Below are 10733 nucleotides of genomic sequence, written 5' to 3' on the forward strand. Positions count from 1 at the left end.
CCCATGACCAGCGAAACCATCCGCGATCCCGCCACCGACCATCTGCTGACGCCGCAGAACAGCGCCTTTGTCATCATCGACTACCAGCCTGTGCAGGTGAACTCGATTGCCTCGATGGACCGGCAACTGCTGATCAACAACATCGTCGGCAGCTCGAAGGCCGCCGTGGCCTACGGCCTGCCCATCATCCACTCGACGGTCAACGTCAAGACCGGCCTGAACAAGCCGCCCATCCCGCAACTGCGCAAGGTGCTGGGCGACTACCCGACCATCGACCGCACCACCATCAATTCGTGGGAAGACGTGGAATTCCGCCAGGCGGTGGAAGCCACCGGCCGCAAGAAGCTGATCATGACCGCGCTGTGGACCGAAGCCTGCCTGACCTTCCCGGCGCTCGACGCGCTCAAGGCCGGCTATGAAGTGTATGTGGTGGCCGACGCCGTCGGCGGCACCTCGGTGGCCGCGCACGAGATGGCGCTGCGCCGCATCGAGCAGGCTGGCGGCAAGCTGATCAGCACCGTGCAACTGTTCTGCGAACTGCAGCGCGACTGGAAACGCACCGACACCGTGCCGGCCTTCATCGACCTGTTCGTCTCCACCGGCGGCACCGCAGGCATCCAGTTCTCGTACGACCGCGCGGAGTAAGCGCGAGGGCGGGCGCACTGCTGAAAGCGGTGCGCGCCGCTTTATTGGCTTCTGCTAAGATGGGTCGAAGAAGTTTCCGGGGCGTCAAGCGACGCTTACTCGATCATGGAATTCGATCCTCCAGTCACCGCAGCACGCAGCCATGCCATGCCTTCGGGCGCCGGCGCGTGGCAGCACGCGGCGCCGCCCATCGATCCGCAACCGAGCTACGACCAGTGCCCGTATTTCGTCTTGACCGTGACGCTGGACGGCCGCCTGGCGGCCTCGAATCTGTATGCCCGCCAGCATCTGGGCGCCGGCGGATCGGGCGAACCGGCGGCGCGGCTGTACGCCGACTGGGCCGGCCTGATGCTGCAGGAGACGGCGCTGCCGGCCGCGCGCGAACATGGCTGCTGGCACGGCGAGCTGGAATTGCGGGGCGCCGACGGCAGCTTGCATCCCGTGACCCAGTCCATCGAATTGCAACCTGCAACCGGGCACCGGCCGGCGCACTTCCTGTGCCTGGCCTATGACCTGAGCCACTACGATGTCTACGAATCGCTGCTGCGCTTCAAGCGGCTGTTCCAGGACCATCCGCAGCCGATGTGGGTCTACGACTTGCAGACGCTGCGCTTCCTGGTCGTCAACGCCGCCGCCGTGGCGCACTACGGTTACACGGAGGCGCAGTTCCTGCAGATGACCATCAAGGACATCCGCCCGGCCGAGCACATTCCCGCGCTGGAGCGCAACCTGGCCGCCGCGCCGCTCAAAGGCACGGAGAGGGCCGGCAACTGGACCCACCTCAAGGCCGACGGCAGCCGTATCGAAGTGCAGATTTCCTCCCATTCCGTCACCATCGCCGGCCGCCAGGCGCGCTTTGTCGTCGCCCATGACGTGACCGGGCAGCTGCGCATGGAGGCGGAACTGTACGCGTCGCGCGAGCTCAAGCAGCTGGTCATCAACCACATTCCCCACCAGATCTTCTGGAAGGACCTGGACGGCCGCTACGGCGGCTGCAATGCGGTGTTTGCCGCCGCCGCCGGCCTGGCGGCCAACGAGGACGTGGTCGGCAAGACCGACGACGATTTCCCCTGGCGCCACAACGCCGAGGCGATACGCGCCGACGACCGCGACATCGTTGCCACCGGCCGTGCCCGCCTCAACGTCGAAGACCATCTGACGCAGCGCGACGGCAGCGTGCTGTGGTACCTGATCAACAAGCTGCCCTTCCACGACCAGGGCGGCAACATCATCGGCGTGCTGGGCACGATCGAGGACATCACCGCGCGCAAGCAGGCCGAGCAGACCTTGCAGCTGCGCCAGCGCGCGCTGGAAGCCAGCGACAACGCGGTGGTGATCACCGTCCACGGCCCGGCCGGCGAGCTGATCGATTATGCCAACCCGGCTTTCACGCGGCTGTTCGGCTATGCCGAGGCGGAGGCGGCCGGCCGCAGCCTGGACATGCTGCTGGAGCAGGAAAGCGGCGACCGCGACGCCCTGCGCGCGGCCCTGAGCGGCGCGCACGAGGTGACGATGACCTTGCGCATCGTCCACCGCGACGGCCACCTGCTGTGGGCGCGGCTGCATGTGGCGCCGGTGCCCGCCGTCGAAGGTCCGCCCAGCCACCACGTGTGCGTGCTGACCGACATGACGGAGTCGATCAACTACCAGGTGCAGCTGGAGCACCAGGCCAACCACGATCCGCTGACCGGCCTGCCGAACCGGGCGCTGTTCGGCGACCGCATGGCCCAGGCCATCGGCTATGCCGAGCGCTACGGCCATCACCTGTGGGTGGTGTTCATCGACCTCGACAATTTCAAGCTGGTCAACGACAGCCTGGGCCACCAGGCCGGCGACGAGCTGCTGTGCACGGTCGGGGTGCGCCTGCGCGCCTGCCTGGACGACAGCGACACCGTGGCCCGGCTGGGCGGCGACGAATTCCTGCTGCTGTTGTCGGACGCGCCGGAGTCGCCGGCGTCGGCGCTGCTGCAGCAGGTGCAGGAAACCATCGCCGCGCCGATGACGCTGGCCGGACAGATGCTGACGGTCACGTGCAGCATCGGCGTCAGCGTCTACCCGCTGGACGGCGGCGAGCCGCACCAGCTGCTCAAGCACGCCGACATCGCCATGTACCGGGCCAAGGAGGCCGGCCGCAACCAGCTGCAGTTCTACGAGGCGGCCATGCACAGCCGCATCAGCGAGCGCGCCATGATCGAGGCCGAACTGCGGCACGCGCTGGCGCGCGACGAGCTGCGGCTGCACTACCAGCCCAAGCTGGACCTGCGCACCGGCGCCGTGGTCGGCATGGAGGCGCTGGTGCGCTGGCAGCACCCGAGCATGGGCATGGTGTCGCCGGCGCGCTTCATCGGCGTCGCCGAGGAAACCGGGCTGATCGTGGAGATCGGCCGCTGGGTGCTGCGCAGCGCCTGCTCCCAGAACGCTGCGTGGCAGCAGGCCGGCCTGGCGCCGCTGCGGGTGGCGGTCAATGTGTCGGCCCGCCAGTTCCGCGATCCGGGCCTGAGCCGGGAAGTCCAGGCCGCGTTGACCGACAGCGGCCTCGACGCCCGCTACCTGGAGCTGGAGCTGACCGAGAGCCTGGTGATGCACAACGTCGAGGGCGCGGTGGCCGTGGTGACGGGGCTCAAGCAGATGGGGATCGCGCTGTCGATCGACGATTTCGGCACCGGCTACTCCAGCCTGGCCTACCTGAAGCTGTTCCCGGTCGACTACCTGAAGATCGACCAGTCCTTCGTGCGCGAGATGCTGGCCGAACCCAAGGTGGCCGCCATCGTCCGCTCCGTCATCGCGCTGGGCCAGAGCCTGGGCTTCCGCGTCATCGCCGAGGGCGTGGAGACCGCGCCGCAGCTGGCCTACCTGCGCCATCACCGGTGCGACGAGATGCAGGGCTATCTGTTCAGCAAGCCGCTGCCGCCCGACGACTTCGGCGCGCTGCTGCGCGAGGAGCGCTGCCTGGCCTTGCCGTCCGACGAGGCGCCCGGCGAGCAGCAGACCCTGCTGATGCTGGACGACGAGCCCGCCATCCTGGCCGCGCTGACCCGGCTGCTGCGTCCGGACGGCTACCGCCTGCTGCGCGCCAGCACCGCCGCCGAAGCCTTCGACCTGCTGGCCAGCCATCCGGTGCAGGTGGTGGTCAGCGACCAGCGCATGCCGGGCATGAACGGCACCGAATTCCTCAGCCGCGTGAAAGACCTGTATCCCGAGACCGTGCGCATCATCCTGTCCGGCTATATCGAGGTGGACGCGGTGCTCAACGCCATCAACCGCGGCGAGATCTACCGCTTCTACACCAAGCCCTGGGACGACCATGCGCTGCGCGCCAATATCCGCGATGCCTTCCGTTACCAGCGCATGATGTTCGGCAAGGCGCCGCGCGGTGCCGAGCGTGTGCACGACGGATAGTATTGGTGAGTTTTTAAGCGGATAAACTTGGCATAATCAATGAGCCCAACAATGGTTGAGGGAGGCGGTATGTCCGAGCTTGTCCCGCGTTCGCGCATCATGGTCGTGGACGATCAGGCGGTGCACCTGAAAGCCTTGTGCGACGTCCTGGGGCAGCACGATCTGGACGCCGCCGGCTTCACCACCGGCGAGGCGGCGCTGGCCCACCTGCGCGGACAAGCCTACGACCTGCTGCTGACCGATATGAACATGCCCGGCATGGACGGGCTGGCGCTGATCGAGGCGGCGCGCGCGCTCGACCCGAATATCGCTTGCATCATCATGACCGGCGCCGGCACCGTCGACACCGCCGTCAAGGCGATGAAGATCGGCGCCTTCGACTACATCATCAAACCCTTCAAGGCCGCCACCCTGTTGCCGGTGCTGGCGCGCGCGCTGGAATCGCGCCGGCTGCGCCAGCAAAACGTCAAGCTGGAGGCGGCGCTGCGCGACCGCATCGACGAGCTGGGCCGGGTGAACCTGTTCCTGGAGGCGGCGCGCAAGGAAGCCGAGCGCACCAACCACGAAAAATCGGCCTTCCTGTCGAATATGAGCCACGAGCTGCGCACGCCGCTCAACAGCATCCTCGGCTTCGCCCAGATCCTGGCCAGCGACCGCTTCCCCAAGGGCGAAGGCGAGCGCCAGCGCTTTTCCCAGAACATCGTCTCGTCCGGCAAGCACCTGCTGTCGCTGGTCAACGAAATGCTGGACTTGTCCAAGATCGAGGCCGGCAAGGTGTCGCTGGTGCTGGAGGCGGTCATGCTCGACGAGGTGCTGCGCGAAGTCCATGCGCTGGTGGCGCCGCTGGCCGAGAAGCGCCGCATCGCGCTGCTGCTGCCGGCCGATTGCCGGTTCGAACTGAGCGTGGACCGCATGCGGCTCAAGCAGATCCTGGTGAACCTGTTTTCCAACGCCATCAAATACAACCGTCCGCAGGGCAGCGTCAGCGTCGACTGCCACGTCGGCCTGCGCGGCTACGCCAGCATCGCCATCAGCGACAGCGGCATCGGCCTGACGGCCGAGCAGTTGCAAACCATCTTCTTGCCGTTCGCCCGCGCCGGCGTCGACGAATCCGACGAGGAGGGGACGGGGCTGGGGCTGACCATCACCAAGCGGCTGATCGAGGCGATGCGCGGCTCCATCGGCGTCGACAGCAAGCCCGGCGAGGGCAGCACCTTCCGCATAGAACTGCCACTGACCCACACCGCGGCCACCGCCGCTGGAGCACGCGCCACGATGCACCACGCCACCTGACCGCCATCCTTCGCAGGAGTCCGCATGAAACGCTGGGATTTCAAGGCCCTGTTGCTGCTTGCCGTCGCCGTCTTCGTTGCCGGCGTTTGCCTGTGGCTGGCCTTGCGTCCAGGCGCCAAGCCGCCGCCGGCGTCCACCTCCATCGTCATCGCCACCAACACCGAGTATGTCGGCGCCTGTCCGGTGCTGGCGGCCCAGGCCCAGGGCTATTTCGCCGGCCAGCAGCTGTCGGTGCAGCTCCAGCCCTACACCAGCGGCAGGGGAGCGCTGCAGGCCGTCGTCGCGAACCGGGCGGACATGGCGACCGTGGCCGATATTCCCATCATGTTCTTCGCCATGGAGGCCGTGCCGGTGCAGGTGGTCAGCACCATCTTCCGCACCGGCCGCGACCACGGCCTGGTGGCGCGGCGCGACCGCGGCATCGCCAGGCCGGCAGACCTGAAGGGCAAGCGCATCGGCGTGACGCTGGCCACTTCCGGCCACTTCACGCTGGACGTGTTCCTCAACCGCCAGCGGCTCGACAGCCGCGACGTCGAGCTGCGGAACTACCCGCCGGACGCGCTGGCGCAGGCGCTGGCCGACGGCCTGGTCGACGCCATCAGCGGCTGGGATCCCTTTTTGGCGGCGGCCGAGGAAAGCCTGGGCGCCAACGCCATCCGCTTCACCGGCGCCGATGTCTACGAGAGCATCTACAACATGGTGGCGCTGTCCGGCTATATACAGCAGCATCCGCAGACCATGGTGCGGCTGTTGCGGGCGCTGGACCAGGGCGAGCGTTTCTGCATCCAGAATCCGGCCGCCTCCGCGGCGTTCTTTCCCCGGCTGTCGCCCAAGGGCCGGGCGGCCATGCTGGCGGCCTGGCCCGCCCACCACTTCGGGCTGGCGCTGGACCAGAGCCTGCTGCTGGTGCTGGAAGACCAGTCGCGCTGGGCGATCAAGGGCGAGCTGAGCAAGGCGCGCGAGGTGCCCAACTTCCTCGATCACGTCTACCTGGACGGCCTCAAGGCCGTGCTGCCGGGCGAAGTGACCATTATCTACTAGGGGCCGCGCGTGAAGATTTCCACCCGCCTCAAGCTGGCGCAAATCATCTGCATCATCCTGCTGGCGGTGATGGCGGCGATCTTCGCCCGCACCACGCAGCAGATGCGGCAGGAGATCGCCAAGGCCGCGGTCAGCGGCGAGGTGCTGCGCGGCGCCGCCGCGCTGCGCTACCTGTCGCTGGAGTATGTGCTGCACCACCAGAGCCGCACCCGGGCGCAGTGGTTGCAGCGGCACCGCTCGCTGCAGGCGGTGATCGCCGGCGACAGCGATTTCGCCGGCCAGGCCGAGCTGGCGCTGATGGCCGACATCCGCGAGCGCCACCAGTCGCTGGGCAGCCTGTTCGGCGAGCTGCAGGGCTTGCAGGGCGAGTTCGCGCGCCAGCCGGAACGGCGCGCCATCCTGCTGGAGCTGGAGGCGCGCCTGTCCGGGCTGATGATCAACCGCGCCCAGTCGATGATGTCGGACGCCGAGGACCTGGCGCGGCTGAGCCGCGCCAACATGCTGTCGGCGCAGTCCAAGCTGGTCGCTTCCGGCGCGCTGCTGGGGGGGCTGGTGCTGGTGGTGGTGATCGGCGCCATGGGGCTGACGCTGCGCAGCGTCTCCAAGCCGCTGTCGCGGCTGCACCAGGCCACCGAGGTGGTGGGCGCGGGCAGCCTGGATTTCGTGCTCGATGCGCGCGCCGACGACGAGATCGGCAGCCTGGCGCGCTCCTTCGACCGCATGGTGGACCGGCTGCGGCAGACCACGGTCTCGCGCGACGAACTGATCCAGGCCAACGTGGCGCTGCAGACCGAGGTGTCGGAGCGGCTGGCGGCCGAGCGCAAGGTGGTGGCCCAGTTGGCGCGTATGAGCCTGCTGCACCAGATCACCCGTTCGATCGGCGACCGCCAGGATTTGCCCAGCATCTTCCAGGTGGTGATACGCTGCCTGGAAGACCAGTTGCCCATCGATTTCGGCGCCATCTGCATGTATGACGGCAGCGCGCTGGAGGTCAGCTGCGTCGGCCTGCGCAGCCGGCCGCTGGCGCAGACGATGGCGATGGGCGACGGCGCGCACATCGGCATCGACCAGAACGGCCTGTCGCGCTGCGTGCGCGGACAACTGGTGTACGAGCCGGACGTGCGCGCGGTCGACTTCCCCTTCCCGCAGCGGCTGGCCCAGGCCGGCATGCGCTCAATGGTGCTGGCGCCGCTGCTGGCCGAGAGCACCGTGTTCGGCGTGCTGATCGTCGCCCGCTCGGCCAGCGGCGATTTCTCCAGCACCGACTGCGAATTCCTGCGCCAGCTCAGCGAGCACGTGGCGCTGGCGGCCAACCAGGCCAGGCTGTACGGCGCGCTGCAGCAGGCCTACGACGACCTGCACCAGAGCCAGGTGCAGGTGACGAAGCAGGAGCGCCTGCGGGCGCTGGGGCAGATGGCCAGCGGCATCGCGCACGACATCAACAACGCCATCTCGCCGATCGGCCTGTACGCGGAATCGCTGCTGGAAACCGAGCATGGCCTGAGCGAGAACGGCCGTTCCTGCCTGCAGGTGATCGAGCGCGCCATCGACGACGTGGCCTCGACCGTGGCGCGCATGCGGGAATTCTACCGCCAGCGCGAGCCGCAGCTGACGCACAGCACCGTCAACGTCAACCTGATGATCCAGCACGTGGTCGACCTGACCCGCGCGCGCTGGTCGGACATGCCGCAGCAGCGCGGCATCGTCATCGAGATGCGCCAGGACCTGGCGGAGGACCTGCCGCCCATCCTCGGGGTCGAGGGGGAGATCCGCGAAGCCTTGACCAACCTGATCTTCAACGCGGTCGACGCCATGCCGGACGGCGGCGCGGTGACGCTGCGCACCCGCTACGCCGAGCGGATGGACGACGGTTCCGGCCCCTACGTGCAGGTCGAGGTGGCCGACAGCGGCACCGGCATGGACGAGGCGACCCAGCGGCGCTGCCTGGAGCCGTTCTTCACCACCAAGGGCGAGCGCGGCACCGGCTTGGGCCTGGCCACCGTGTACGGCATGACCGAGCGGCATTCGGCCCGCATCGCCATCGTCTCCAGGCTGGGCCAGGGCACGGCGGTGCAGATGTCCTTCCCGGTGGCGCTGGTGTCCGACACCGGCGTGCCGGTGACGCCGTCGCACGTGCCGGGGCCGGGGCTGCGTATCCTGATCGTCGACGACGATCCCACCGTGCTCGCCTCGCTGGAAAACATCCTGCGGCTGGACGGCCACCATGTGACGAAGGCGGACGGCGGCCAGGCCGGCATCGACCTGTTCGGCGAGGCCGAGGCGGCCGGGCGCGGCTACGAGGTCGTCATCACCGACCTCGGCATGCCGTATGTCGACGGCCGCAAGGTGGCCGAGACCGTGAAGCGGGTGGCGCCGGCCGTTGCCGTCATCCTGCTGACCGGCTGGGGCCAGCGCCTGATCCCCGACAGCGGCGATGCGCCGGTGCATGTCGACCAGGTGCTCAGCAAGCCGCCCAAGATCCGCGAGCTGCGCCTGGCGCTGGCCAGGTGCAGCGGGCATCTGAGCTAGGCCGCGCCGCCCGCCGGCCGCTGGGCCTGCGCTTAGTCGCCGACCTCGAACATGGCCGGATCGAGGCGCTCGAGCCCCACCGCGCCGGCGCCGGCGCCGGCGCGGCCGGGCGCGTGCAGCTGCAGGCGCGCGCGCAGCTGGGCCAGGTAGTCGGCGCGGCTGCGGCGCAGCGCATAGTCGCGGAAATTGCTGCGTTCCAGGTCGCACCAGGCTTGCGCGCGGCCGGCGCTGGAGCGGTGCGCGGCCAGCTCGCGCAGCGCCGGCAGGCCGGCGGCGTTGCCGGCGGTCAGGCGGGTGTAGCCGTAACGGTCCATATAGCCGCCGGTCAGCGTCTCGACCAGTTCGATCTCCTCCAGCGACAGCTGCTGCTTGAACTTGTCGATGTTGGCGGCGATCGGCGGATAGCAGTTGGACGACCACAGCGCCGACATCTGCGCCAGCTGGCGCGCCTCCCGCGAGGCGGCCACGTCCAGCATCTGCGGCAGGAAGCCTATGCCCAGGAAGCGGCACAGCGCCTCCAGCGTGGCTTGCTGGCGCGACAGGAAGTCTTCATAGCGTAGCGTCAGCACCCGCTCCGGCCATTGCCGCATGACGTGGTCGGCGGCCTGGTGGGCGGCCAGCCAGGCCTGGGCGTTGAGCAGGGTGTCGAATTCGTGGATGATGGCCTTGTTCATCGACGCCACCTGCGCGCGCGGATCGCGCACCACGTTGACGAACAGCATGTCCGGATACAGCCGCATCAGCTCCGGCGCGTAGTGCACGCTGTCGAGCGATTTGTCCATCACCACGCCGGCGCCCTGGCGCTCGCCCGCGCGCAGCAGCAGCTCCCACACCACCCGGTGCACGCTGCGCGGCTGGTCGCGCAGGGTTTCGAACAGCTCGACCGGGTCGAACACCATGTCGGGCCACTTGACCATGCTCACGGCCTGCAGGCCGACCACGTCGACCACCAGGTTGAAGTAGGCGCGGTCGTCGCGCAGGTCGCCGTACAGCGGCAGCAGCGGCATCAGGTCGACGATGTGCAGCGGGTAGGGCGAATAGAACTGGGGCGACAGGTTCAGCCGCAGGCGCAGCGCGTGGCTGCCGCAGCGGCGCAGCGGTATCATCATCACGGGACGCGGCCGTTGCGGGCCGCCGGGCGATACGGTAGTGCTCATGTCAACTCTCCTCAGAAAAACAGCCAGCCGGCCAGCGCCGCGCACAGCACGACCCAGGCGGCATCGATATGCCAGCGCGCCAGCGCCCACAGCGCCAGCGCGCAGATCAGTACCGCCGCCCAGCCCGGCTGCACCAGCCCGGCCAGGGTGTAGGCGGCGGAAAACACCATGCCCGCCAGCGTCGCGCGCACGCCGCGCAGCGCCGCCTGGACCCTGGCCGAGCCGCGGATGCGCTGCATGGCGCCGCTGGCGGCGATCATCAGCACGGCGCTGGGCAGGAACATGCCGGCGCTGGCGGCGATGGCGCCGGCCAGCCCGGCCACCTTGAGGCCGACGAAGGCGGAGCTGATCATCACCGGGCCGGGGCTGAGCTGGGTCAGCGCCAGGGCGTCGACGAACTGGCGCGGCGCCAGCCAGCCGTAGGTGTCGACCACGGTGTGCTGCAGCAGCGGGATGAAGACGTAGCCGCCGCCGAAGGTCAGCAGGCTCATGCCGGCGAACACGGCGGCCAGTTGCAGCAGCAGGCCGGCCTTGGCGCTGAAGGCGACCATGCCGCTCAACGGCAGCAGGCCGGCGGCCAGGGCCAGCGGCAACTCGTGGCGCAGCGCGGCGGCGCGCAAGCTGCCGGCGGCGCCGGCGGCGGTGGCGACCGGCGCGGCCGTGGCGGCC

General features: G+C 68.8%; 7 protein-coding genes. 5 read left to right on the plus strand and 2 right to left on the minus strand.

Going from position 1 to position 10733, the window contains the following annotated elements:
- Window positions 1–3: 3 nt before the first annotated feature.
- From DUGA2_RS31140 to DUGA2_RS31160, 5 genes are all read left to right on the plus strand, one after another.
- Window positions 4–645: a hydrolase gene (locus DUGA2_RS31140; RefSeq protein ID WP_070273185.1), complete on the plus strand. Its 642-nt coding sequence runs from the start codon at window positions 4–6 to the stop codon at window positions 643–645.
- A 105-nt stretch (window positions 646–750) separates the two neighbouring features.
- Window positions 751–4044, plus strand: coding sequence for an EAL domain-containing protein (locus DUGA2_RS31145; protein ID WP_229214818.1), 3294 nt, complete (start codon window positions 751–753; stop codon window positions 4042–4044).
- A 69-nt stretch (window positions 4045–4113) separates the two neighbouring features.
- Window positions 4114–5337 (plus strand): hybrid sensor histidine kinase/response regulator, encoded by a 1224-nt coding sequence (locus DUGA2_RS31150; RefSeq protein WP_070273186.1) that lies wholly within the window; start codon window positions 4114–4116, stop codon window positions 5335–5337.
- 24 nt (window positions 5338–5361) lie between these two features.
- A complete protein-coding gene (locus DUGA2_RS31155) occupies window positions 5362–6378 on the plus strand; it encodes an ABC transporter substrate-binding protein (protein ID WP_070273187.1) in 1017 nt (338 codons plus the stop codon).
- 9 nt (window positions 6379–6387) lie between these two features.
- On the plus strand, window positions 6388–8907 hold the full coding sequence (locus DUGA2_RS31160; RefSeq protein WP_070273188.1) for an ATP-binding protein: 2520 nt from the start codon (window positions 6388–6390) through the stop codon (window positions 8905–8907).
- Between the two features lie 32 nt (window positions 8908–8939).
- Here DUGA2_RS31160 and DUGA2_RS31165 read toward each other — a convergent pair whose 3' ends face one another.
- Both DUGA2_RS31165 and DUGA2_RS31170 read right to left on the minus strand, forming a co-directional pair.
- The gene (locus DUGA2_RS31165; RefSeq protein WP_070273189.1) at window positions 8940–10064 is read right to left on the minus strand and encodes a sulfotransferase; all 1125 of its coding nucleotides are present in this window, start codon (window positions 10062–10064) and stop codon (window positions 8940–8942) included.
- An 11-nt stretch (window positions 10065–10075) separates the two neighbouring features.
- A partial coding sequence (locus DUGA2_RS31170; protein WP_141753438.1) for a chromate transporter occupies window positions 10076–10733 on the minus strand: 658 nt, incomplete at its 5' end.

Source organism: Duganella sp. HH101, from assembly GCF_001758795.1.
Taxonomy (GTDB): domain Bacteria; phylum Pseudomonadota; class Gammaproteobacteria; order Burkholderiales; family Burkholderiaceae_D; genus Rugamonas; species Rugamonas rivuli.

Bases quoted from the DNA above. Each gene is read 5' to 3' on its own strand.
- DUGA2_RS31145 (WP_229214818.1), top strand. From the start codon at position 751: ATGGAATTCGATCCTCCAGTCACCGCAGCACGCAGCCATGCCATGCCT.
- DUGA2_RS31140 (WP_070273185.1), top strand. From the start codon at position 4: ATGACCAGCGAAACCATCCGCGATCCCGCCACCGACCATCTGCTGACG.
- DUGA2_RS31150 (WP_070273186.1), top strand. From the start codon at position 4,114: ATGTCCGAGCTTGTCCCGCGTTCGCGCATCATGGTCGTGGACGATCAG.
- DUGA2_RS31155 (WP_070273187.1), top strand. From the start codon at position 5,362: ATGAAACGCTGGGATTTCAAGGCCCTGTTGCTGCTTGCCGTCGCCGTC.
- DUGA2_RS31165 (WP_070273189.1), bottom strand. From the start codon at position 10,064: ATGAGCACTACCGTATCGCCCGGCGGCCCGCAACGGCCGCGTCCCGTG.